Origin of the sequence: Halomonas sp. RT37, assembly GCF_040070525.1 — a bacterium.
GTDB lineage: Bacteria > Pseudomonadota > Gammaproteobacteria > Pseudomonadales > Halomonadaceae > Halomonas > Halomonas litopenaei.
The window spans coordinates 4,135,784-4,159,988 of sequence record NZ_CP098827.1 but is presented as its reverse complement, the minus strand read 5'-3'; the positions used below and the strand labels follow the sequence as shown (position 1 = coordinate 4,159,988).

Below are 24,205 nucleotides of genomic sequence, written 5' to 3'. Positions count from 1 at the left end.
CTCCTGACGCGATGGCGCGACAAGCGGGTAAAGCAGATCGGTGGGGTACTGGCCTGAAGTGCCCCCCCCCCTCCAGAGTTGCATAGGCTATAGTGCAGCCATCAGGAGGGCAGAATGAGTGTTGAAAACTCCGTCAAACGATGGACCGCGAAGCGCAAGGCCGCACTCTCCTTATGATTGGGCTGTGTTCGAGACTGACCTGAAACGTTGCACATTCTTCGAATAATGGTTCAGAAAATGAAGCAGATGCAACGAAACACCCGCTAATTTTTTTTCAGGTTGTAAGCTAAGAGTCTTCGGTGAAGGGGGAGGTTATTTTTCAATTTCGTCTTTCAATCTTTTCCAAAGGGGAGACAGTTGTCTCTTTATGTGGAAAGAATTCATTTCTTTGGCGGCCCTGTGTCCATAAGTAATGAAATTTGTTTTCCCAAGGTGAGAGTATCTTTCATACAGGTTTTTCTTATAAATCCCTTTCTCGGGAAGGTTCTTTTCTGTGCGCTCTTTATTTTTCTTTTCCATCGTTTTCTTAGCTAGTTTAACGCCGCCCTTCATCTTTCTGGAATATCTAGAAAGTGAAGATGATCGAATCAGAATTCTCTCCCCGTCAAAGGTGAAACCTAAATACTGTAATGGCTTATCACTTTGTAGCCCCGTAGGAGTAATGCTGAATGTTCTTCTTTCCGTCTTTTTTGTCTGTATGCTAAGTCCAAGTTTGATTATCTCCGACTGCACGAAACCGGCAACATCATCACGATAAGCGGTTGGGGTTATGAATAGCATGTCATCACAATATCTAAAATATTTTCCACCTTGTTCTGATACGACTTCGTTCATTAATATGTCGAAGTCGATCATGTAGATGTTTGATAGTAGAGCACTTATCGGGGTGCCTTGAGGAATACCTTTTCCAGCCCTGTTTGTCGCGACTAAGCCTTTTTTTCGTACTGTCTCTCTGAATTCGTTAGGTAGGCAAAGTCGATGCCTGCTTTTCTTTGGGTTGTTTTTAGAAATGCCAAGTTCTTCGTAAAGTCTATGTTTGTCTACTATTGAATACTGGGTTATCGACTTATAGATAGAGTAGTGATCCGCTGGAAGTGAACTGGCGCTAATTATTTTTGACCATTTCTCCTTAAGCATTTTATGATCGAGAGTGTCAAAAAAAGATTTTATGTCTAGTGCTACAACGCTACAGTTTCCCATTTCTTTTATTGTATCAAAAGCTTCTTTTGCAAAGCTTATATTGCTTTTTCCTAGTTGGCGAAAAGCCAGTATCGACTCAGAGAGCTGAACCGTATTTACCTTTTCTTCATAATGTTGAGAGATTAGCTTTGAATAGTAGCTGTATATGTGTCCGTCTTTGTGAGCTGGATAAGATATAGGCCTCTTTTTTGGTTCCTTTGTTATTTGGTTGGTGACTTTGTCTTTGCTTATTTTTGTACTATCAATGGTATAACTAATGAGTGGGTAAAAGCTATGCCGAGATACTGTTTGAGGATTGGTAACTAATTTTTCTGCTTTTTTAAAGCTAACAGGAGAGTCAAAATGTAAGTAGTTTCTTCTACGAAACCAGCACGCATCATCCATGATTATGTTCCCCGCATTAGCTTAGCAAAACCGAGGGGGAAGGACTGCGGCCATCCACATTACTCCCCCCCGGCTTAACCAAGTGGACTAAGTCTCACCATCCATCATTTCTTTCGTTCTACTGAAAGCAATGATGCGCCGCTTCTGTTAGAGATGACATATGATGTCAGTATCACAATTACTATGGAGACCACTATGAAGCTGGATCTCATCAGTGCGATGTCGCTACATTTCTTGGCACGCTTTCACGTATGCTCGCAAATGCTTGACATCCTGTGATGTTCCTCGCCAACGATTTGGCGAGCAGATAAAATTTATCACGTATGGTCAGTTGTTGGAAGGGGTAGGTGAAATTTAGTTCATCGAGGAGGTTGATGATTAAAGTTTAAGCCTGTCCTTGAAGACCTGGAATTCGCAACGCATTTCGCTCGAGGCGCCCCGTTAGGGGCGCAAAGAAAAGTTTTGTTTCTAGCGTTCCTGCGTTTTTACTTTATTAAGCGAATGGTCCTAGCACTGTTGCGACCTTTTCTATTTCTTATCCCGAGGAGGAAAAGGATCGCGACCGTGGCTATCTGGATTTTGAATTTTTCCATCTTTTTTGTGTATGACGAATTCGCTACCTTGGTTTTTGCTAATTCCCCTTCCGTGATCCACAGCATCTGACTTAAGGCTAAAGTGTTTGATGGACTTCTTTCCGCCGCCCTTCTTTATGTCCCAGCCACCATCAGCGTTGGGAACTACGTGGTGAGTCTTTCTGACCATTTCCACTTCCTCGTTCAAGTTTTTGCGCGAGACGGTATATCGCCGGCACGATACTTGGCCGTCGTCAATGACTTCTGACGCGATGGCGCGACAAGCGGGTAAAGCAGATCGGTGGGGTACTGGCCGTGCTCATGCGGTCGGTATCGGGCTGCGCCCGCCAGCCGCGATAGAGCGCCCAGCGCTTCAAGGCGTCCAGGTTGAGGTGCGGGTGGTGCTCGTCGCGGGGATCGTACTCGGGGGAAGGAAAGGCGTGGGCCAGGTGGTCGTAGCGGGCCAGGGCGCGTTCGCCGCCGTGGGCGGCCAGAGCCCGGTCCAGGGCGGACTGCCAGGCGCGGGTGTCATGCTGCTGGGGTCTTCCATTGGAAACAGCCATGCTGTTGCCCTCCTGAAATCACGTCAGAACATTGGTGGTGTCGCCATTCCCTGGTGGGGTTGTCGGTGGAGTGAAGGAAAGACGCCCGAGCCGTCAGGCCCGGGCGTCGTCTCGATCAATCCCAGCTCAGCGCGCCGCCGACCTGATACTCGGTGACGCGGGTCTCGAAGAAGTTCTTCTCCTTGCGCAGATCGATGATTTCGCTCATCCACGGGAAGGGGTTCTGGGCACCCGGGAACTGCTCCTTCAGGCCGATCTGGGCCAGGCGACGGTTGCAGATGAAGTGCAGGTACTCCTCCATGATCGCCGCGTTCATGCCCAGCACGCCGCGGGGCATGGTGTCGCGGGCGTAGCTGATCTCGAGCTCGGTGCCCTCGAGGATCATCTGGGTGACCTCGTCCTGGAACTCCGGGGTCCACAGGTTCGGGTTCTCGATCTTGATCTGGTTGATCATGTCGACACCGAAGTTCAGGTGCATCGACTCGTCGCGCAGGATGTACTGGAACTGCTCGGCCACGCCGGTCATCTTGTTGCGCCGGCCCATGGACAGGATCTGGCTGAAACCGCAGTAGAAGAAGATGCCTTCGGTGACACAGTAGAAGGCGATCAGGTTACGCAGCAGCTCCTGGTCGGTCTCGACGGTGCCGGTCTGGAAGTCAGGACGGGCCAGCGACTGGGTGTGCTTGAGGCTCCAGGCGGACTTGGCGGCGACCGACGGGACCTCGCGGTACATGTTGAAGACTTCGCCCTCATCCATGCCCAGCGACTCCACGCAGTACTGGTAGGCGTGGGTGTGGATCGCTTCCTCGAAGGCCTGGCGCAGCAGGTACTGGCGGCACTCCGGGTTGGTGATCAGGCGATACAGCGCCAGCACCAGGTTGTTGGCGACCAGCGAGTCGGCGGTGGAGAAGTAGCCCAGTGAACGTTCGACGATGCGGCGCTCGTCGGCGGTCAGGCCGTCGTTGCTCTTCCACAGCGCGATGTCCGCGTTCATGTTCACTTCCTGGGGCATCCAGTGGTTGGCACTGCCGTCCAGGTACTTCTGCCAGGCCCACTCGTACTTGAACGGCACCAGCTGGTTCAGGTCCGCACGGGCGTTGATCATCTTCTTGTCGTCGACCTCGATCCGGGCGGCGCCCATCTCGAGTTCCTCGAGGCCGGCGGCCACGTCGAGTTCTTCCAGCGACTTGCGTGCCCGGGCCATGCGGTCCTGGTCGGCAGCCTGGTAGTTGCCGGCGCTTTCGCGCACCTCATCCGTTGCCTCGGCAGCCGGAGCCGGGGTCGGCTCGGGGGCCTTCTTCGGCTCAGGCACTTCTGCGGTGGCGGTGTCGTCCTCGTGGAACTCGTCCCAGTTCAGCATTGTTGCGGTCTCCCGATCATCTGATCGGCCGACGCGCCTGGCGTCGGCGTGGGGTTGTCTGGTGGCCCCGGCGGTGCCGGGGCGAGGTGTGCGGGCCTGGCCCGCACGTCCGTCATGGCGTTGTCGCCGGTGTTACTGGCAGGCCTCACAGCCCAGCTCGTCGATTTCCCCGGCGGACGGCGGACGCTGGCCACCCTTGCCCTTGAGGAAGTCGTCGATGCCGCGGGGCTCCTCGGCTGCGGGTGCCGGCGCCGGTGCGGCCGCCTGGGGTGCGGTGCCGTTGGAGACGGCGTTGAGCTTGCCGCGGTCCACCGTGGACTTCTCCACCGAGGTGGCGCCGAGGGCGCGCAGGTAGTAGGTGGTCTTGAGGCCACGGAACCACGCCATGCGGTAGGTCACGTCGAGCTTCTTGCCGGACACGCCCTGGATGTAGAGGTTCAGCGACTGGGCCTGGTCGATCCACTTCTGGCGCCGTGCGGCGGCTTCGACCAGCCACTTGGGCTCGACCTCGAAGGCGGTGGCGTACTTGGCCTTGAGGTCGTCCGGGATGCGGTCGATGGGCTGGACGCTGCCGTCGTAGTACTTGAGGTCGTTGATCATGACCTCGTCCCACAGGCCGCGTTCCTTGAGGTCGTTGACCATCCAGGCGTTGACCACGGTGAACTCGCCGGACAGGTTCGATTTCACGAACAGGTTCTGATAGGTCGGCTCGATCGACTGGGTCACGCCGCAGATGTTCGAGATGGTCGCGGTGGGGGCGATGGCCATCACGTTGGAGTTGCGCATGCCCTGGCTGCGCACCTTGTCACGGATGCGATCCCAGTCCTGGGTCTGGCTGGTGTCGACCTCGATGTACTGCTCGCCACGCTCGGCCTTGAGCTTGTCGACAGAGTCGATCGGCAGCACGCCCTGGCTCCACAGCGAGCCCTCGAAGCTCTCGTAGCGTCCGCGCTCGGCGGCCAGGTCGCTGGAGGCCTCGATGGCGTGGTAGCTGATCAGCTCCATGGAGCGGTCGGCAAAGGCCACCGCCTCGCCGCTGGCGTAGGCGATGCCCTGGGCGTACAGCGCGTCCTGGAAGCCCATCAGGCCCAGGCCCACCGGGCGGTGCTTGAAGTTGGAGTTGCGCGCCTGGGGCACCGCGTAATAGTTGATGTCGATGACGTTGTCGAGCATCCGCACCGCGGTGCGCACGGTCTTCTTGAGCTTGTCGTTGTCGAGCTCGCCGTCGACCACGTGCTGCGCCAGGTTGATCGAGCCCAGGTTGCACACCGCGATCTCGTCGGGCGAGGTGTTGAGGGTGATCTCGGTGCACAGGTTGGAGCTGTGGACCACGCCGGCGTGGCTCTGGGGGCTGCGAATGTTGCAGGCATCCTTGAAGGTGATCCAGGGATGGCCGGTCTCGAACAGCATCGACAGCATCTTGCGCCACAGGTCCTTGGCCTTGACCCGCTTGAACAGCTTGAGCTGACCGTTGCGGGTCATCTCCTCGTACTCGGCATAGCGCTTCTCGAAGGCCACGCCGTACAGGTCATGCAGGTCCGGGCAGGTGGACGGCGAGAACAGGGTCCACTCCTCGTCATTGAACACCCGCTTCATGAACAGGTCCGGCACCCAGTTGGCGGTGTTCATGTCATGGGTACGACGACGGTCATCGCCGGTGTTCTTGCGCAGCTCGAGGAATTCCTCGACATCCAGGTGCCAGGTCTCGAGGTAGGCGCAGACGGCACCCTTGCGCTTGCCGCCCTGGTTGACCGCGACGGCGGTGTCGTTGACCACCTTGAGGAAGGGGACCACACCCTGGGACTTGCCGTTGGTGCCCTTGATGTAGGAGCCCAGCGCACGCACCGGGGTCCAGTCGTTGCCGAGACCGCCGGCCCACTTGGACAGCATGGCGTTGTCGCGGATCGCGCCGTAGATGCTCTCGAGGTCATCCGGCACGGTGGTCAGGTAGCAGCTGGAGAGCTGGCTGCGCACGGTGCCCGCGTTGAACAGGGTCGGGGTGGAGGCCATGTAGTCGAAGCTGGAGAGCAGCTCGTAGAACTCGATGGCCCGGGTCTCGCGGTCGTCCTCGTTCAGCGCAAGGCCCATGGCCACACGCATGAACATCACCTGGGGCAGCTCGTAGCGCACGTCATCGCGGTGGATGAAGTAGCGGTCGTACAGGGTCTGCAGGCCCAGGTAGGTGAACTGGTTGTCGCGGCTGTGGTCGAGCGCCTCGCCCAGACGTTCCAGGTCGAAGTTGGCAAGCTCGGGGTCGAGCTGCTCGAACTCGATGCCACGCTCGACGTAGCGCACGAAGGCCGGCTTGTAGAGCTCGGCCATGTCGCCGTAGGTGGCGTCCTCGGCCACGTCGAGGAATGACAGCGCCTCGCGGCGCAGGTTGTCCTGCAGCAGACGAGCGGTGACGTAGGTGTAGTTCGGGTCCTTCTCGACCAGCGTGCGAGCGGTCATCATCAGCGCCTGGGACACGCCATCGATGGTCACACCGTCGTACAGGTTCTTCAGCGAGTCCTGGACGATCTTGTTGGGGTCGACGTTCTCGAGGCCTTCGCAGGCGTCGAACACCAGGGTCTCGATACGCCCCAGGTCCAGCGGACGACGGCTGCCGTCGGCGGCGGTGACGTTGAGGGTCGGGTGCGGCTTCTCGATGCCGCTTTCCTCGCGGGCGCGGGCGTGTTCCTCGCGGTACAACACGTAGGCACGGGCGACCTTCTGCTCGCCGCTGCGCATCAGCGCCAGCTCGACCTGGTCCTGAATATCCTCGATGTGCACGGTGCCGCCGTCGGCCAGGCGACGGGCAAAGGTCTGCTCGATGGCCTCGGCGGATTCCTTGACGAAGTCACGGACCCGGCTAGAGGTGGCGGCATTGTCCCCCTCGACGGCGATGAATGCCTTGCTGATGGCCACGGCGATCTTGCCGGCGTCGAAGGGCACCACGTCCCCGGTGCGCTTGATCACGCGCAGCGTGTCGGGGGCGGTGACGGAGACGGACGGTCGGTCCGGGCTAGCGAGGGTATCCATGGCGCCGAGGCTCCCTATGAGGTAAAAAAAGTCGTGAAAACAGGCGTGACCAACTGCGAGAAAGAGGCAGTTGACAGGCTTCTGTGATATTGCTAGAGACACATGATGTGGTGTCTCTCTGGATATTCGGACACAAGATAGTGTGCTTCTTGCCCGTCATCAAGTGGATAAGTCTGTGGATGAGGTGTGGTCATCAAGGGGGCAACTGGGCACAACCGGCGTGGGCGCCGTGGTGGCGGCCTTGATGCGCATCAGGGCGAGGGCAGGCGACAGCGCAAAATTCGGGTATCCTTGTGTTATCGCGTGTGACATTGCTCAGCACCAGTCATTCGGCCAGGTTGGATAATGCCCGGCATTCGCCAAAAGGAATGAGACCCCCTATGGAAGAACGTTCAGAGCAACGAGAACAGGATCACGTACTTATCATCGAAGATGATGAGCGTCTCGCTGGTCTGACGCGGGACTACCTCGAAGCCAACGGCTTCCGAGTGAGCCTGGAGGATGACGGCGGTCGCGGCGTCGATCGTATTCTGTCGCTGCAGCCGGATCTGGTGATTCTGGATCTGATGCTGCCGGGCGAGGATGGCCTGTCGATCTGTCGTCGTGTTCGCAGCGACTACGGTGGTCCGATCCTGATGCTGACCGCGCGGACCGACGACATGGATCAGGTCCTGGGGCTCGAGATGGGCGCCGACGATTATGTGCCGAAGCCGGTGCAGCCGAGGGTACTGCTGGCACGCATGCGTGCCCTGCTGCGTCGTCTCGACGGAGCCGAGGTCAGTGGCGAAAGCCGCTTGACGTTCCAGGACCTGGAAATCGACAACGCCACCCGCGAGGCCTGGCTAAAGGGCGAGCGTATCGATCTGACCAGCGCCGAGTTCGACCTTTTGTGGCTGCTGGCCAGCCATGCCGGTCGGGTGCTGACCCGCGAAGAAATCTTTTCCCAGTTGCGTGGCATCCGCTACGACGGCCAGGACCGCTCCATCGACGTGCGGGTGTCGCGGATTCGGCCCAAGATAGGCGATGACCCCCATCATCCGCACCGCATCAAGACGGTCAGGAGCAAGGGCTATCTGTTCGTGAAGGACAGCTGAACCCATGCGTCGCGCCCTGGCCGACAGTACCTTCCTGCGGGTCTACGTCATGCTGGCGGCGACCCTGGTGCTGGCGCTCGGCGTGGCGATGGTGGGCATGACGCTGATCGACAAGGTGCGCATCGAGCACTATCGCGAACAGCTGGCCGAGGCGCCCATGCACCTGTTGGCGACGATGATCGACAGCATGCCGCGGGGCGAGCGGCGTGAGTGGATGGCCGAGAAGTCCGAGGCGCTGGACATGTCGATGTCGATCGTGCCCCTGTCGTCGCTGTCGCCGAGCTACTTCACCCGTCTTCGACTGCAGCGCGGCGGCGTGCTGGTCGGGCGTGACAGTCCCCATGAGTGGCGCTTCTGGCGGCTGATGCCCGCCGGTGGCGCGGTCCTGCAGGTGTCGCTGTCCGGCATGTCGGAGCGCCAGTTGCGGGGCCTGACCCAGCTCAGCGGGGAATGGCTCGCCAGCCTGCCGGCGGGGGCGCGCCAGGCGAGCATCGACAGCATGACCCGCGGCGACCTGCCGGTATCGATCAGCCAGTCCCCTCCGGATATCCTCGAGCCACGTCAGCGCAACCGCCTGGCCGGTGGCGAGGTGATGATGCAGCTACTGCCCGAGCACTGGTCAGTGGTGCTGTTCATGCAGGTGACGCCGCCTGGCGAAGCCCCCTTCTGGCTCACGGTAGGGCCGATGGCCAGCTACGAGGCGCTTCCGCCGGCGCTGTTGGCGTCGATGCTGGTGCTGCTGATGGGCGCACTGGCGATCGTCATCTACCTGATTGTGCGGGGTATCGAGGCGCGCATGGCGCGACTCGAGATGGCCGCCACCCGGCTTGCCAGCGGTCGCCTCGACACCCGGGTCAAGGTCGAGAGCGGCGACTTTCTCGGGCGTGTCGGCATGGCCTTCAACGGCATGGCCTCCCAGGTGCAGTCGCTGTTGCGGGCCCAGCAGGACATGATCCGGGCAGTGTCCCACGAACTCAGGACGCCGGTGGCGAGGATTCGCTTTGCGGTGCAGATGGTCGAGGACATGTCCGAGGATGCCCTGGTCAGGCGCCAGTTGCAGGGGGTCGACAGCGATATCGATGAACTCGACGATCTGATCGACGAAATCCTCACCTATGCGCGCCTCGACAGCGAGACCATCCACGGTGTCGAAGCTTCCCCCGAACCGGTGGAGCTGCGTGATATCTGCGAGCGGGTGATCGACTCCCTGATGCCGTTGCACGGCAATCTTGACGTGCGTCTGACCGCGGGGCCGGAGATCGAGGTCCACGCCGATTCCCGCTATCTGCAGCGGGCCACCCAGAACCTGGTGGCCAACGCCTGCCGCCACGCCCGCACCCGGGTCAAGGTCAGCCTGCTCGACGAACCCAACCAGGTGAGGGTCGACGTGGAGGACGATGGGGAAGGGGTTCCGCCGGAGGCGCGCCAGGATATCTTCAAGCCCTTCGCCCGCCTGGACGACAGCCGAACCCGCCGCTCCGGCGGCTACGGGCTGGGGCTGTCCATCGTGCAGAAGGTGATGGCCTGGCACGGCGGCACCGTCAGCGTGGACGAGAGCCCCGACCTGAAGGGCGCGCGATTCTCGCTGATCATCCCCCGCCGGGTCTGAGAATCTGCCCGCGGGCCAACCTGAATGCCGGTGAACGGCCCCTGTTTCGGGCGGGCCTGATTCGTTCAGCGCCTCGACGATGTTTCCCGCTCAGGCCGGCTTGATCCCTTCCAGTACCGCAAAGGACGTCTCCCGCGCGGTGCGCAGAAAGTCGACCATCCAGGGGGCTTCCCGGGTATCTTCGCGGATGGCGGCGAAGAGCGTGCTCCATACACCATCCTCGCCCAGCGCGACGGCCTTGACGTAGTCCCGCTCCAGGTACTCGGTCAGTGCCCAGTTGGGCAGCGCACAGACTCCGCGACCGCTGGCCACCAGTTGCATCATCATGATCGTCAGTTCGGCGGTGCGCACCTCCCTGGGGGTGACGCCGGCCGGGTCGAGGAACTGGGTGAACACATCCAGACGCGAACGTTCCACCGGGTAGGTGATCAGGGTCAGGTCGGCCAGATCCTGCGGCGAGACGTGGGAGCGCCCGGCCAGGGCATGCTGACGCGCCACGGCGAGCAGGCCTTCGTAGCGAAACAGCGGCTCGTAGTGAACGCCGGGCAGGGGTTGGGGGTCGGCGGTGATCACCAGATCGAGCTGCTCGCGGGCCAGCGCCGGCAGCGGATCGAAGTGGTGGCCGCCGGGGATGTCGATCTCGACCTCCGGCCAATGGTCGCGGAAGTGATCCACGGTGGGCATCAGCCACTGAAAGCAGCTATGACACTCGATCGCCATGTGCAGGCGGCCCTGCTCGTTGCCGGCCAGGCGCGCCAGGTCACGCTCGGCCATGCGCACCTGGGGCAGGATCTGTTCGGCCAGGTTCAAGAGGCGCAGCCCGGCTCGGGTGAACTCCACCGGCCGGGTCTTGCGCAGGAACAGTGGCCCGCCCAGACGCTCCTCCAGATCCTTGAGCTGGTGGGACAGCGCCGACTGGGTCAGGTGGACCCGTTCGGCGGCCTCCACCAGGGAGCCGGCGTCGCGCAGCGCTATCAGAGTGCGCAGATGACGGAGTTCGAGCATTATCGTGAGCTTCTTTCATAGTAAAGATTAAGAAGTTTAGTTTGATTCACCCTTCGGATGCCAGCGACACTTCGTCGTATCATTCATGATCAAGGTGAATCACCATGACTTTTTCTCATATTCTGGGGTATCCCCGCATCGGTGCCGACCGCGAGCTCAAGCGCGCCACCGAAGCCTACTGGAAGGGCGACGCCGATCGGGCCAGCCTGGAGGCGACCGGTCGCGAGTTGCGCAAGCGTCACTGGCAGGATCAGCGCGAGGCGGGACTGGACCTGGTGACGGTGGGCGACTTCGCCTTCTATGACCAGGTGCTCAACGTGTCGCTGCTGCTGGGTGCGGTGCCGGCGCGTTTTGCTGCCAAGGCCGAGCTCGAGCGTGGTGAAGTCGATCTGGACACCGCCTTTCGCATGGCCCGGGGCCGCGCGCCCAGCGGCGAGCCCGCCGCCGCCTGCGAGATGACCAAGTACTTCGATACCAACTACCACTATCTGGTACCGGAACTGCACCAGGGGCAGGACTTCCGCCTGGCCAGCACGCGGCTGTTCGACGAGGTCGTCGAGGCGCAGCAGCAGGGGCACGCGGTCAAAGTGGCGCTGGTCGGGCCGCTGACCTGGCTGTGGCTCGGCAAGGAGCGGGGCGAGTCGTCCTTCGATCGTCTGGCGCTGCTCGATGGTGTGCTGGCGGTCTACGCCGAGGTGTTCGCCAGACTCGCCAAGCTGGGTGTGGAGTGGGTGCAGCTCGACGAGCCGGCCCTGGCCCAGGACCTGCCCGGCGACTGGAAGGTAGCCTTCGAACGTGCCTACCATCATCTGCAGGGGTCGGGGGTCAAGCTGCTGGTGGCCAACTACTTCGGCGGCCTCGGCGACAACCTGACCCTGGCGGTCAATCTGCCGGTGGCGGGGCTGCACCTGGACGCCGTGCGTGCCCCACAGGAGGTCGAGACGGTGGTCGACCGTCTGCTGCCTCACAAGGTGCTGTCGCTGGGCGTCATCGACGGACGCAACATCTGGCGCGCCGACCTGGCTGCCCTGCGCGATCAGTGGACCAACGCCGCCAGCCGTCTGGGCGAGCGTCTGTGGATCGCCCCCAGCTGCTCGCTGCTGCATGTGCCGGTGGACCTGGAGCGCGAGACCGAGCTCGACGCCGAGTTCAGAAGCTGGCTGGCCTTCGCTCGCCAGAAGCTCGACGAGACCGTGACCCTGGCAAGACTGCTCGCTGGCCGGGTGCGACCCGAAGACGAGGCGCTGCTGGCGGCTTGCGTGCAGGCGATTGCCTCGCGGCGTGAGTCGCCACGCATTCATCGTCCCGAGGTCGGTGCACGCCTGGCGGCGCTTGGCGAGGCCGACAGCCAGCGCCCGAGCCCCTATCTGCAGCGCGCCGAGCAGCAGCGTCGCGCCCTCGGACTGCCGCTGTTTCCGACCACCACCATCGGCTCCTTCCCCCAGACCGCTGAGATTCGCGCTGCCCGTCGTGACCACAAGGCAGGACGCCTGTCCGCTGACGATTACAACGCCAGGATGCGCGAGGAGATCGCCCAGGCGGTGCGGCTGCAGGAAGAGCTGGGCCTGGACATGCTGGTCCACGGCGAGGCCGAGCGTAACGACATGGTCGAGTACTTCGGCGAGCAGCTCGACGGTTACGCCTTCACCCGCTTCGGCTGGGTCCAGAGCTATGGGTCACGCTGCGTCAAGCCACCGATCCTGTTCGGCGACGTGAGCCGTCCTGCACCGATGACGGTGGAGTGGAGCCGCTACGCCCAGTCGCTGACCGGGGCGCCGATGAAGGGCATGCTGACCGGCCCGGTGACTATGCTGCAGTGGGCCTTCGTGCGTGATGACCAGCCTCGCGCGACCACCTGCCGCCAGATTGCCCTGGCACTGCGTGACGAGGTGTGTGACCTGGAGGCGGCGGGCATTCGCGCTATCCAGATCGACGAGCCGGCGCTGCGGGAAGGTCTGCCGCTGCGCAAGGCCGAGTGGCAGGAGTATCTGGACTGGGCGGTGGAGGCGTTCCGCCTGTCGGCCAGCGGCGTAGCGGATGCGACCCAGATCCACACCCACATGTGCTACTCCGAGTTCAACGACATCATCGCCTCCATCGCCGAGCTGGACGCCGACGTCATCACCATCGAGACCTCGCGCTCCGACATGGAGTTGCTCGACGCCTTCCGTGACTTCGACTATCCCAACGAGATCGGACCGGGGGTCTACGACATCCATTCACCGAACCTGCCCGAGGTGGACTGGATGGTGGCGCTGATGGAAAAGGCCGCCGAGCGCATCTCGCTGGAGCGGCTGTGGGTCAACCCGGACTGCGGCCTCAAGACCCGTCAGTGGGAGGAGGTGACACCGGCGCTGGCCAATATGGTCCAGGCCGCCAAGGAACTGCGTCGACGCCACGCCTGACGACCGAGCCGCACTAGAGGGCCCATGACGCCGGGAAGCGCGGTTGAAAGTTCGTCGATTGTGCGAGGGGGCGATCCCATGGTGGCAGAGCCGCGCCTTTTGACGATGTGGCTGGTAAGCTTCGCCAGTAGGCCCCGACAGGGACACGCCAGACGGCACCTGGCGGGGCCACGGAATCGTACTGATGTCGTGATCGAAGGAGCCTGTCATGTGTCGTCCCGCTGTCGTCTCACCCCTCCTTGTCGTGATGCTGAGTGGACTGGTGGGGTGCGCCACTACCAGCGCTCCCGGTCCTGCCAGCGAGCAGACCGATCGCGCGGAGCGGCGCGGTTCCTTTACCGATGCGCCGGTGGAGCAGAAGGCGCCGCTGCTGCCCTCTGCCTACTTTGTCGGTGATGGCGCTACCTTCGTTGGCTGGCGCTGTTCGCCGAGTCAGGACATGGTCTCGGCGACCCAGGAGGATTCGCTCAGGTTGTGGACCACCCACGGTGCCGAGCAGTTGCCCCAGGCGGTGGTGGACCAGGGCGAGCGTTACCAGCGGGGGGAACTCAGCGCCCACATTCTCGGTGATCGGGCGGTGATCAAGAGCTCCCGCGGTCGGCTCGAGTGCGAGGCCCGTACCCGCCGCGACTCCCTGCGGCGCAGCGACAAGCCCGGGGTGATGTTCCTGGCCCGGGGCAACGAGCCAGGCTGGCACCTCGAACTGGCCAATGACGTGCCGCGCATCGACATGAGTCTGGACTACGGCGAGCGTGAAGTGAGCCTGCCCTATCGCGTCACCACCCTGGACAACGGTGCCGGTCGAGTGATCCTGGAAAGCGGCCGCGCCGATGCGCCCTTCGAGCTGCGCATCGAGGCCGGTGCCTGCTTCGATGATATGGCGGGCACGCCCTGGCCGGCCCAGGTCACCTTGAACGTCAACGGACGTCAGCTGCAGGGGTGTGGGCAGGGCATCGCGCCCTGACGGGGGGGCGACGTGGACGCGCTTGGCAAGCCGACGAAAGCGTCCTTGGCTTGTGTAGCCAGCACACGCGAATAAAGCGCCGAGCGGCGCTTTATTCGTTTTTATCGAAAGGTATTCCGAGATTTATTCGCTTTTCGTCGATTTTATTGGCGGTAAACTGTGCGCAGACATCATCTTCCACAGGAGCTCGCCATGACCCGCGTACTGCTTGTCACCTCATCCATCCTCGCCGACCAAGGCCAGTCCACCCAGCTGGCACGCCACTTCGAGCGCCTGGCGCGCCAGCGTGACGATATCGAGATCACCCATCGCGACGTGGTCGCCGACGACCTGCCACACCTGGGCCTCGACGAGCTGTCCAGCTGGCAGGTGGCGGACGCAGAGCGCAGCGAGGCACAGCGCGAGCTGGCGACGCGCTCCGATGAGCGTCTCGCCGAGCTCGAGGCCCACGACGTGCTGGTGCTCGCCGTGCCGCTTTACAACCTGGGCATTCCCTCCCAGCTCAAGGCCTGGTTCGACCGTATCCTGCGCGCGGGCAAGAGCTTCCGCTACACCGAGAATGGCCCGGTGGGGCTGCTCGAGGGCAAGCGTGCCATCGTGCTGGGCGCTCGCGGCGGTCAGTACGCCGGTAGTGCTCTGGATACCCAGACACCGCACCTGCGCCATATGCTGGGCCTGATCGGCATCAATGAGGTCGACACGGTGTTTGCCGAAGGGCTCAGCATGGGTGACGAACACAAGGAAGCGGCCCTCACCACTGCCCACGCCGAGATCGAGGCGCTGGTCGCCAGGCTGTAAGCCGCGCCCGAGGTCTGAAGACACTGATTCGCACGCCGCCGTGGCCAGGGCCACGGCGGCGTGCGTATGGTGATCGTCGCTCAGGGAAGAGGCCGACACCCGGCCGGGTGTCAGCGAGCGTCGCAGTCGTCGCCTGCGCCCAGCTGCCAGCGGGAATCGACGAAGTCAGCGACACACAGCGCGGGCTGTGGTGACAGCATGCGCTCGAACAATTGACCCAAGGGCCGCTGGCTTGCGCTCATCGGCAGTTGCAGGGTCGGTTCCAGGGCGCGCCAGTCGCCATTTTGGCGTTCGGCCAAAGCGAAGCGAAACGGATGGAAGCCGGGAAAGCCCAGGCGCAGGTCGGTGGCCAGCAGACGCTCGGCGTCTCCCTTGCGCTCCACCTCGTAGCGCACAAAGGGGCCGGCGAACCAGGCCAGGCGGCGACCGCTGCCGAGCGCCAGGGCGGCAGCCTCGAGTTCGGTGCCGCGTCGAAACAGTTCGACGACCGGGTGGGTATCTCCGTCGAGCAGGCCGACCAGCGTCTCGGCGTGGCGATCGCCGTCCACGGCGGTGACCCGCCACAGCAGGATCGAGAAGGGCGCCGGCTGGATCAGGCGCGGTGCCTCGGCCATGTCCACTCGGTCGAGCGCCTCGTCGGCCCTGGCATCGACCCAGCCGCGCGCGCCCAGCGCCAGCAGCAGGTACAGCGTCGAGATCACCAGGCCCCAGCTGGCGGCGCGTTGCAAGGTTGCTGGCCGATGGCCACGCCATAGCGCGATCACCAGCGCGACCAGCAAGGCCAGGGTGTAGGCCGGGTCGATGATGAACACCAGCGGGGTAGCGCTGGGCGCGGTGACCTCGAGTGGCCACCACAGCTGGGTGCCGTAGGTGGTCAGCGAGTCCAGCAGCGGATGGGTCACCAGGCACAGCCAGAAGAACAGCCACCAGCGCAACAGGCCAAGGTGCTGCAAGTCCAGGCCCTGTGCCGGGCTTAAGCTCAAGCCCAGTCCCTGTGCAGGGCGTCTGGCCCGGCGCTCGGCCAGTCGCTGGGCCAGTCGCTGAGCTAGCCCGGCCAGCGCCAGCGAGAGCCCCGTCAATACGAAGAGCGAATGACTGAAGCCACGGTGGTAGGTGACATTGGCCACGGCGTCGCCGTAGTCGATCAGCACGTCCAGGTCCGGCAGGCTGCCGACCACCGCGCCGGCGAGCAATGACTTGCGGCCCAGGTGACGGCCCAGAACCGCGCCGCCCAGGGCCGCGCCGAGGGCGGCCTGGGTCAGCGAGTCCATGGTGGCGCCGCCGCCAGTATCCGGGCCTGCACCGGGCAGTCGTCGCGGTGGGCGCCGGCCAGGTAGCCCGCGCTCATCAGGAACTCCTTGACGATCTCCGGGCCGGTGAAGCGAAAGTGACGCTTGAACAGCTTCACCCAGTCCGCGTGTTCACGCGGGTGGTGGGCATCCAGCCAGGCCTGAAAGCCGCCGTGGGACTCCCGCATGGCCTGGATTACCCGGGCGTTGTGGATCACCGCCTCGATCTTCAGGCGGTGACGAATGATGTCGGCGTCGGCCAGCAGACGTGCCCGATCGTCGTCGTCGTAGGCGGCGACCCGATCGACGTCGAAGCCGTCGAAGGCGCGCTTGAAGCCCTCGCGCTTCTTCAGCACCGTAAGCCACGACAGACCGGCCTGATTGATCTCGAGTGCCAGGCGCTCGAACAGGTCGGACTCGCCTCGGATCGGGAACCCGTATTCGCTGTCATGGTAGGGCCCGTGCAGCGGATGCCCCGGTGCCAGGTCGCAGTACTCGCTCATGCGGCTTGCTCTTGTTGGTAGGATGTCTCGATTCCCCTGGGACCGACCTGCGCTACGACAAAAGGGTACCGACTCGGCATACCCTTGATGGCGCGATTCTGCGATCCTGAGGCCTGTCCTTCTCTTTTTCCGTCAGGAGATCATACGCGATGACACGTCTTTCTCGCGCCCTGGGTGCCGCTCTCATGGGTGTCTTCAGCCCGCTTGCACTGGCCGCAGGCCTGGACATGCACAAGGATCCCCACTGCGGCTGCTGCAGCGCCTGGGCCGAGCATATGCGTGAGGCCGGCTTCGAGGTGCGTCTTCACGACAGCCCCGACATGGCGTCGGTCAAGCAGCGCCTGGGGGTTCCCCAGGCGTTGGCGTCCTGTCATACCGCTACCCTGACCAATGATGCCGGCAGGCGTTACCTGATCGAGGGCCATGTGCCCGCCGAGCAGGTAGCCTGGCTGCTGGAGGCGTCGCCGGACATCGATGGTCTGGCGGTGCCGGGCATGCCCCATGGCTCGCCCGGGATGGAGACCGGCCGTCTCGATGACTACGCGGTGCTCGGCTTTACAGTCGACGATGCGCGCGCCATGGTAGTGGCCCGTTACCCCTGAGCCCGCGCAGCAGACGCGGCCCCCTGAACCCCGAGGAGACCCGAATGCAATTTCTACACACCATGGTGCGTGTCAGCGACCTCGACGCCTCTCTGCACTTCTATTGCGACCTGCTGGGCCTCAAGGAGGTGCGTCGCAAGGACAACGACAAGGGACGCTTTACCCTGGTGTTCCTGGCGGCGCCAGAGGACGAGGAGCGCTCAAGCCAGCTCAACGCGCCGGAGCTCGAGCTGACCTGGAACTGGGACCCGGAGGAGTACCAGGGCGGACGCAACTTTGGCCACCTGGCCTATCGCGTCGATGACATCTACGCCCTGTGTCAGAAGCTCATGGACAACGGTGTGACCATCAACCGGCCCCCCCGTGACGGCCATATGGCCTTCGTCAGGAGCCCGGACGGCATTTCGGTGGAACTGCTGCAGAAGGGCGACGCCCTGGAACCCGCCGAGCCCTGGGCCTCGATGGAGAACACCGGCAGCTGGTAGCGAGCGAAGGGCCGCTGTCGATCGTGCCAGCGAGCGGCGCCGAAGGGGCAGCGAAGGGATGGGGGAGCTGACTCCCCCATCGACACCTTGTCTTGCAGCTTGCCACGTGACCTGCCACGCGGGCGTCGTTTGCTCAGGCGGGGATGGCGCTGTCTCTCAGCAGGTGTGACGACAGTGCCGGCCACTGGTCTTCCCAATGCTCGGTGGGGCGGTGGCGGTAGTCGCTGCGCACGTACTGGGCGATGCGTCCCTCGATCTGGGCGGTCAGCAGGTTGGCGCCGGCGCTGGCCGGCATCGCCAGCCGGCGACCCTCGCGCAGCTCCGCCTCGCGTAGTACCTGCTTGAACTGGGTATCCAGCCGCTCGAACAGCTGGTGGATACGCTGCCTCAGTCGCGCCGTCTCGCCGGTCAGCACGTCGCCGCCCAACAGCCTCGACAGGCCCGGGTTCTTTTCGGTGAAGGCCAGCACCAGGGTCATGATCTGATGGCAGCGCGGCAGCGCCTCCTGCTGCTCGTCGAGGATGCGCGTGATGCGCTCGAACAGGGTCTCCTCGATAAAGCTGATCAGGCCCTCGTACATCCTGGCCTTGCTCGGGAAGTGGCGGTAGAGCGCTGCCTCCGAGACGCCGACCTGGCGCGCCAGGGCGGCGATGGTGATGCGCTTGCCGCTGTCTTCTTCCAGCATCAGGGCCAGCGCCTGCAGTATCTGGTCCCGCCGACTTGGGGTCTTTTCCTGCGTCATGATATCGAATTCTTTTGTCGTTGATGGCCCGCCGGGGCGCCGGCGGGCGAGTTCCCTTGCGTCCGGAGCTTGTGCCCGGTTCGCACTTCCTTGCGTCGTTATCGTGTCGCTTTCGTATCGCCCTGGTACGGGTACTTCAGTTGGGCGATTCGTTGGTGATCAGGGTGCCGACACCCGCGTTGGTAAAGATCTCCAGCAGGGTGGCGTGGGGCACCCGGCCATCGACGATATGGGCGCTGACGACCCCGTCCTTGACCGCGTCGAGGGCGCAGCGGATCTTCGGCAGCATACCACCGTGGATGGTGCCGTCGGCGATCAATTCGTCGACCTGAGCGGTGGAAAGTCCCGTCATCACCTCACCGTCGCGGTTCATCAACCCGGCCACGTTGGTCAGCAGCATCAGCTTCTCGGCGCCGAGTGCCTCGGCCACCTTGCCGGCCACCAGATCCGCATTGATATTGTAGCTGCGACCCTCGCCGTCGACCCCGATGGGGGCGATCACGGGAATGAAATCCCGGGCGGCGAGCATTTCGATCAGGTCGGTGGAGACGTGTTCCACTTCGCCCACATGGCCGATGTCGATGATCTCGGGCGCCGTCATTTCCGGGCTCTGGTGCTCGACCTTGAGCTGGCGCGCGCGGATCTGGGCGCCATCCTTGCCGGTCAGGCCGATGGCCTTGCCGCCGCACTGATTGATCTGGTTGACGATATCCTTGTTGACCAGTCCGCCGAGCACCATCTCGACCACGTCCATGGTCTCGGCGTCGGTGACACGCATGCCACCGACAAAGCGCGACTCGATGTTGAGCTTGGCCAGCAGATCACCGATCTGGGGGCCGCCGCCGTGGACCACCACCGGATTGATGCCGACTTCCTTCATCAGCACCATGTCCCGGGCGAAGGAGTCGATCAGGGCGTCCTCGGTCATGGCGTTGCCGCCATACTTGACCACCACGGTCTTGCCGGAAAATTTCTGGATATAGGGGAGGGCCTCGGAGAGGACCTCCACCACCAGGCGCGGATCGCGTGCCTGTTCGCTCATGGGCGTCATGTCTCCTGCACGTCAGTTGGGTAGGGTGAGCGAAGCGTCCACGTCGGCCAGCGCACCGGCGAAGCGATCGCGAATGCGCTCCAGCGCGGCGGCGTCGTTACCCTCGAAGCGCAGCACCAGCATCGGCGTGGTATTGGACGCGCGGCACAGACCCCAGCCATCCGGGTAGTCCACGCGGATGCCGTCCAGGGTGGTCTTGACGCCCTCGTCACCGAAGTCACCTTCCCGGGCCAGGCGCGCGACCAGGTCGAACTTGGTCTCGTCGGTGACCTCGATGTTGATCTCCGGGGTGCTCAGGTTCTGCGGATAGCGATCGAAGAAGGTGTCGGCGTCGCCGTCGAAGCGCGACAGGATCTCGAGCAGGCGGGCGGCCCCATAAAGGCCGTCGTCGAAGCCGTACCAGCGTTCCTTGAAGAAGATGTGGCCGCTCATCTCGCCGGCCAGCAGGGCGCCGGTTTCCTTCATCCTTGCCTTGATCAGGGAGTGGCCGGTGCGCCACATCTCCGGCGTGCCGCCGGCCTTCTCGATCACCTCGATCAGCTTGCCGGTGCACTTGACGTCGAAGATCACCCGGGCGTCCGGATTGCGACCGAGCATATCCTCGGCGAACGCCATCAGCAGGTGGTCGGGGTAGATCAGGCGCCCCTTTGGGGTGATCACGCCGAGGCGGTCGCCGTCACCGTCGAAGGCCAGACCGATGTCGGCGCCGTGCTCGGCCACCGCGTGGATCAGGTCCTTGAGGTTCTCCGGCTTGCCGGGGTCCGGGTGGTGGTTGGGGAAGTTGCCGTCGATGTCCTCGAACAGCGGCACGGTGTCGGCACCGAGCTGTTCGACCAGGCGCGGGCCCAGTTCGCCGGCCACACCGTTGCCGCAGTCCACCACCGCCTTGATCGAGCCCGACAGCGAGACGTCGTCGAGGATGCGCTTCAGGTAGGCGTCACGCACATCGTGCTCGGACACCTGGCCCTGGCCTTCGCGCAGATCGCCGTTCTGAAGGCGAGTGTAGAGCGCGGTGATCGCCTCGCCAGAGAGCGTCTCGCCCCCCAGCACCATCTTCAGGCCGTTGTAGTCCGGCGGGTTGTGGCTGCCGGTCAGCATGACCCCGGAGCGGGTGCCTTCCAGGGTGTGGGTGGCAAAGTACAGCACCGGCGTCGGCACCATGCCGATGTCGACCACGTCACAGCCGCTGGCGGTGAGGCCGCGGGTCAGGGCCTTGATCAGGCGCGGGCCGGAGAGTCGCCCGTCGCGGGCCACCACCACACGGGATTCGCCGCGGGCCTGGGCTTCGCTGCCGATGGCCTGGCCGATCGCCTCGACCCCGGCTTCGGTCAGGGTCTCGTCGACGACGCCTCGAATATCGTAGGCACGAAAGATCGTGGAGGGGACTTGAGTCATATGAGGGTCCTGTCCTTTTGACGTGGCGCTTGAATGAACGGGTAGTCGAACCTGGGGCGTCAGTGGCGGCCGGAGCTGCCGAAACCGCCGCCGCCGCGAAGGCTCTCGGAAAAGTCCTCGACCACTTCCAGCTCGGCCTGGACCACCGGCACCAGCACGTACTGGGCCAGACGTTCGAAGGGCTCGAGGGTGAAGGCGGTGGTCGATCGGTTCCACACCGACACCATCAGTTCGCCCTGGTAGTCGGAGTCGATCAGGCCGACCAGGTTGCCGAGCACGATGCCGTGTTTGTGGCCAAGCCCCGAGCGGGGCAGGATCATGCCGGCCAGGCCCGGATCGGCGATATGGATCGAGAGCCCGGTGCGGACCAGATCGCAATCCCCGGGGGCCAGCGTCAGCGGCGCGTCGAGCAGGGCGTGAAGGTCCATCCCGGCCGAGCCGTCGGTGGCGTAGCGGGGCATGCGCTCCTTGATCCGTTCATCGAGGATCTTGACGGCGAGGCGAGGGCGCGAGGCAGTGTCGTGCATGAAAGGTCCTTGGTCTTGGGCAGCCAGACAGGCTTCCTGATAAATAAGTGGTGTCGTGGCTCAGCGCGGGTTCGGCCGCACCGTCTGACGTCGCGCCTCGAGGCAGGCTCGGGCCTGGGCGATGATGGCCTGGGCCAGGCTGGCCTTGTCCTGGTCGGTCTCTTCGCGGCGGGCGAGAGACTCGCCGTCGCGCCACACCAGGGTTGCGGCATTGCGGTCCGAGCCGAAGCCGAGTCCCTCCCGGGAGACGTCGTTGGCGACGATCATGTCGAGCCCCTTGCGCGCGAGCTTGTCCTCGGCGTAGTGCACCACGTCGCGGGTCTCGGCGGCGAAGCCGACCATCAGCGGACGCGGATCGCGGGCAGCCAGGGTGGCGATGATGTCGGGGTTCTTGACCAGCTTCAGGGTAAGACCGTCGTCGTCATCGCGCTTCTTTATCTTGTGCTCGGCCGGAGCCTCGGCGCGATAGTCCGCCACCGCCGCGCAGCCGATGAAGATGTCGCAGCCATCCATCAGCCCTTCGGCCGAGGCGAGCAGTTCTTCCGCGGTTTCTATGTCGTGGCGGGCAACGCCCGGGGGTGTCGGCAGACTGACGGGACCGGCGATCAGGGTGACACGGGCGCCACTGTCCCGGGCTGCTTCGGCCAGGGCGAAACCCATCTTGCCGGAGCTGTGATTGGACAGGTAGCGCACCGGATCCAGCGGCTCCCGGGTGGGGCCGGCGGTGATCACCACATGAAGGTCTGCGTCCGGGGGCACTGCTTCGCCTTTCTCTCCCACGACGCCTGTCGCTGTCCGGGGCGTGGAGGGAGAGCCGGCATCCAGCAGGGCGCCGAGAATGGCCTCCGGTTCCATCATGCGTCCCGGGCCGACGTCGCCACAGGCCTGGTCGCCCTGGTCGGGGCCCAGCAGGGCCCAGCCATCCTCGACCAGCCGGGCGGCGTTGCGCTGGGTCGCCGGATGGCGCCACATGGCCTGGTTCATCGCCGGGGCCAGCATCCGCCGGGCGTCGCTGGCCAGGCAGGCGGTGGTCAACAGATCGTCGGCCATGCCCTGGGCCAGGCGCGCCATCAGGTCGGCGGTGGCGGGGGCGATCAGAATAAGGTCGGCCCAGCGGGCGAGTTCGATATGACCCATGCCGAGCTCGGCGTCGGGGTCCAGCAGCGAGGTGCGTACCGCGCGTCCGGTCAGCGCCTGCAGCGTCAGCGGCGTGATGAAGGCCTGGGCTCCCTCTGTCATCACTACCTGCACCTCGCAGCCCGCCTGCACCAGCAGTCGGGCCAGAGAGGCGCTCTTGTAGGCGGCAATACCGGCGCTGATGCCCAGCACAACCCGCTGCCCGGGGCGCAGGCCGCCGGGGCCTGAGCCGGTCAGGCCGCAACCGGAAGAGGAGGGAGCGTGCAACATGAAAAAAGTCCGCAGCCAGAGTCAGCCCTCTACCTTACCACCGGTACCGGATCATGCGTAGCCGCGCACCCTGGCTCCAGATCAGGCAGACCGCACTAGACTCAACGGGTATGTCGGCGCTCGCCGACAGGGCGTGAGGGGAGGATGTGACAAGAGGGTGTGACGACAGGGCGTGACGAGAAACGGAGCAGGAGACAGGGATGTCGATACGAGACTGGCCAGAGGGCGAGCGCCCTCGCGAGAAGCTGCTGGCGCTGGGGCCCACCGCGCTATCCGACGCCGAGCTGCTGGCGATTGTGCTGCGGGTCGGGGTGGCAGGACGCTCCGCGGTGGACCTGGCGCGGGACGTACTGGGTGCCTTCGGCGGACTGCGTGCCCTGCTCGAGGCGCATCAGCAGGAGGTCTGTGCCCAGCGTGGCCTGGGGCTTGCCACCTTCGTTCAGCTGCAGGCCGCCCAGGAGATGTCGCGCCGTCATCTGGCGAGCCATCTGGAGCGGGGCCAGGCGCTGAACTCTCCCGCGCGGGTCAGGACCTTTCTTTCCGCCCAGCTTCGTCATCTGGACCACGAGGCCTTCGCCGCACTGTTTCTCGACGCCCAGCATCGAGTGATCCGCTTCGAGGTGCTGTTTCGCGGCACCCTGGACAGCGCCTCGGTGTACCCGCGTGAGGTGGCCAAACGTGCCCTGGCGCTGGGGGCGGGCGCCTTGATCCTGTGCCACAACCATCCCTCCGGGGTGGCCGAGCCCAGTGACGCCGACCGGCGTATCACCGATCGCCTGAAAGAGGCGCTGGGCCTGTTCGATATCCGTGTGCTGGATCATTTTGTGGTGGGAGACGCAGAAGTGGTGTCATTTGCCGAGCGAGGTTGGGTATAATGCGCCGCGCGCAAAGAGAGCTGGCCCAGGCGGGGCGAGGATCGTCTCGATCCTATCGCGTCCTGGCCGGGCGACTCTCTACCCGAACACGTCACGTCATCGCCGTCGACGCAGCGGAGCCGTTTCGAGCACCTCGACACGGGCCGTGAGCGAGCGACCTGGCGAACGTTGGTGTATCCCTTGCCCATGGAGGCAGGGTCTGGTATAAAGTGCACCCTTTGAATTCCCTTGGGTCAAAAGCACGGGGCTCATGACAGGGCTCGAGGTTGCTGAGGGCATGATGAATGCGGACTTTCGCCGGCACCGCGCGGCCAGTCTGCGACACATCCCTTCGGTTCTCGCCCTTCCCGGTTT

At 63.5% G+C, this 24,205-nt stretch carries 21 protein-coding genes; 8 read left to right on the top strand and 13 right to left on the bottom strand.

The genetic code is table 11. The annotated features are described in order from the left end of the window. Positions 1 to 312: 312 nt before the first annotated feature. From drt2 to NFG58_RS18005, 5 genes are all read right to left on the bottom strand, one after another. Positions 313 to 1,584 carry an antiviral reverse transcriptase Drt2 gene (gene drt2 / locus NFG58_RS18025; protein WP_348827107.1) on the bottom strand — a complete coding sequence of 424 codons (1,272 nt, stop codon included), beginning with the start codon at positions 1,582 to 1,584 and terminating at the stop codon, positions 313 to 315. Positions 1,585 to 2,112: 528 nt separating this feature from the next. Continuing rightward, positions 2,113 to 2,346 carry a DUF2188 domain-containing protein gene (locus NFG58_RS18020; RefSeq protein ID WP_348827105.1) on the bottom strand — a complete coding sequence of 78 codons (234 nt, stop codon included), beginning with the start codon at positions 2,344 to 2,346 and terminating at the stop codon, positions 2,113 to 2,115. 64 nt (positions 2,347 to 2,410) lie between these two features. After that, on the bottom strand, positions 2,411 to 2,719 hold the full coding sequence (locus NFG58_RS18015; protein WP_045991229.1) for a hypothetical protein: 309 nt from the start codon (positions 2,717 to 2,719) through the stop codon (positions 2,411 to 2,413). 115 nt (positions 2,720 to 2,834) lie between these two features. Continuing rightward, positions 2,835 to 4,079: a ribonucleotide-diphosphate reductase subunit beta gene (locus tag NFG58_RS18010; protein WP_124803534.1), complete on the bottom strand. Its 1,245-nt coding sequence runs from the start codon at positions 4,077 to 4,079 to the stop codon at positions 2,835 to 2,837. 132 nt (positions 4,080 to 4,211) lie between these two features. Then, positions 4,212 to 7,100, bottom strand: a complete 2,889-nt coding sequence (locus NFG58_RS18005) for a ribonucleoside-diphosphate reductase subunit alpha (protein ID WP_348827104.1) — start codon at positions 7,098 to 7,100, stop codon at positions 4,212 to 4,214. A 380-nt stretch (positions 7,101 to 7,480) separates the two neighbouring features. On the opposite strand from NFG58_RS18005, the gene NFG58_RS18000 reads away from it, so the two are divergent. Together NFG58_RS18000 and NFG58_RS17995 are read left to right on the top strand one after the other, a co-directional pair. Then, the gene (locus NFG58_RS18000; protein WP_083970186.1) at positions 7,481 to 8,194 is read left to right on the top strand and encodes a winged helix-turn-helix domain-containing protein; all 714 of its coding nucleotides are present in this window, start codon (positions 7,481 to 7,483) and stop codon (positions 8,192 to 8,194) included. 4 nt (positions 8,195 to 8,198) lie between these two features. Beyond that, positions 8,199 to 9,803: an ATP-binding protein gene (locus tag NFG58_RS17995; protein WP_348827103.1), complete on the top strand. Its 1,605-nt coding sequence runs from the start codon at positions 8,199 to 8,201 to the stop codon at positions 9,801 to 9,803. A gap of 90 nt (positions 9,804 to 9,893) precedes the next feature. Here the strand turns inward: NFG58_RS17995 and NFG58_RS17990 are convergent, their stop codons facing one another. Beyond that, positions 9,894 to 10,808: a LysR family transcriptional regulator gene (locus tag NFG58_RS17990; RefSeq protein ID WP_045991224.1), complete on the bottom strand. Its 915-nt coding sequence runs from the start codon at positions 10,806 to 10,808 to the stop codon at positions 9,894 to 9,896. A 104-nt stretch (positions 10,809 to 10,912) separates the two neighbouring features. Here NFG58_RS17990 and metE point away from each other — a divergent pair, with 104 nt between their 5' ends. From metE to NFG58_RS17975, 3 genes are all read left to right on the top strand, one after another. After that, positions 10,913 to 13,213 carry a 5-methyltetrahydropteroyltriglutamate--homocysteine S-methyltransferase gene (gene metE / locus NFG58_RS17985; protein ID WP_348827102.1) on the top strand — a complete coding sequence of 767 codons (2,301 nt, stop codon included), beginning with the start codon at positions 10,913 to 10,915 and terminating at the stop codon, positions 13,211 to 13,213. 208 nt (positions 13,214 to 13,421) lie between these two features. Further along, a complete protein-coding gene (locus NFG58_RS17980) occupies positions 13,422 to 14,177 on the top strand; it encodes a C-type lysozyme, inhibitor (RefSeq protein ID WP_348814860.1) in 756 nt (251 codons plus the stop codon). A 192-nt stretch (positions 14,178 to 14,369) separates the two neighbouring features. Next, positions 14,370 to 14,975, top strand: coding sequence for an NAD(P)H-dependent oxidoreductase (locus tag NFG58_RS17975; RefSeq protein WP_348827101.1), 606 nt, complete (start codon positions 14,370 to 14,372; stop codon positions 14,973 to 14,975). A gap of 110 nt (positions 14,976 to 15,085) precedes the next feature. On the opposite strand, the gene NFG58_RS17970 is transcribed toward NFG58_RS17975, so the two are convergent. After that, positions 15,086 to 16,246: a metal-dependent hydrolase gene (locus NFG58_RS17970; RefSeq protein ID WP_348827100.1), complete on the bottom strand. Its 1,161-nt coding sequence runs from the start codon at positions 16,244 to 16,246 to the stop codon at positions 15,086 to 15,088. Further along, positions 16,234 to 16,767, bottom strand: coding sequence for a DNA-3-methyladenine glycosylase I (locus NFG58_RS17965; protein ID WP_124803520.1), 534 nt, complete (start codon positions 16,765 to 16,767; stop codon positions 16,234 to 16,236). The genes NFG58_RS17970 and NFG58_RS17965 overlap by 13 nt, the downstream gene beginning before the upstream one ends. 149 nt (positions 16,768 to 16,916) lie before the next feature. Here NFG58_RS17965 and NFG58_RS17960 point away from each other — a divergent pair, with 149 nt between their 5' ends. Then, positions 16,917 to 17,369 (top strand): DUF411 domain-containing protein, encoded by a 453-nt coding sequence (locus NFG58_RS17960; RefSeq protein ID WP_348827099.1) that lies wholly within the window; start codon positions 16,917 to 16,919, stop codon positions 17,367 to 17,369. A gap of 44 nt (positions 17,370 to 17,413) precedes the next feature. Then, on the top strand, positions 17,414 to 17,854 hold the full coding sequence (locus NFG58_RS17955; RefSeq protein ID WP_045991217.1) for a VOC family protein: 441 nt from the start codon (positions 17,414 to 17,416) through the stop codon (positions 17,852 to 17,854). Between the two features lie 133 nt (positions 17,855 to 17,987). Here NFG58_RS17955 and slmA read toward each other — a convergent pair whose 3' ends face one another. From slmA to coaBC, 5 genes are all read right to left on the bottom strand, one after another. Beyond that, positions 17,988 to 18,596, bottom strand: coding sequence for a nucleoid occlusion factor SlmA (slmA, locus tag NFG58_RS17950; RefSeq protein ID WP_045991216.1), 609 nt, complete (start codon positions 18,594 to 18,596; stop codon positions 17,988 to 17,990). A 136-nt stretch (positions 18,597 to 18,732) separates the two neighbouring features. Continuing rightward, a complete protein-coding gene (argB, locus tag NFG58_RS17945) occupies positions 18,733 to 19,638 on the bottom strand; it encodes an acetylglutamate kinase (protein ID WP_045991215.1) in 906 nt (301 codons plus the stop codon). A gap of 21 nt (positions 19,639 to 19,659) precedes the next feature. After that, entirely contained in the window at positions 19,660 to 21,042 is a 1,383-nt protein-coding gene (locus NFG58_RS17940; protein ID WP_348827098.1) for a phosphomannomutase/phosphoglucomutase, read from the bottom strand. Between the two features lie 59 nt (positions 21,043 to 21,101). Continuing rightward, positions 21,102 to 21,569 (bottom strand): dUTP diphosphatase, encoded by a 468-nt coding sequence (dut, locus tag NFG58_RS17935; RefSeq protein WP_124803512.1) that lies wholly within the window; start codon positions 21,567 to 21,569, stop codon positions 21,102 to 21,104. Between the two features lie 60 nt (positions 21,570 to 21,629). Beyond that, complete coding sequence (coaBC, locus tag NFG58_RS17930; protein ID WP_348827097.1) at positions 21,630 to 22,976, bottom strand: bifunctional phosphopantothenoylcysteine decarboxylase/phosphopantothenate--cysteine ligase CoaBC; 1,347 nt, start codon at positions 22,974 to 22,976, stop codon at positions 21,630 to 21,632. A 200-nt stretch (positions 22,977 to 23,176) separates the two neighbouring features. On the opposite strand from coaBC, the gene radC reads away from it, so the two are divergent. Then, entirely contained in the window at positions 23,177 to 23,851 is a 675-nt protein-coding gene (gene radC, locus NFG58_RS17925) for a DNA repair protein RadC (protein WP_108132272.1), read from the top strand. Positions 23,852 to 24,205 lie beyond the last annotated feature (354 nt).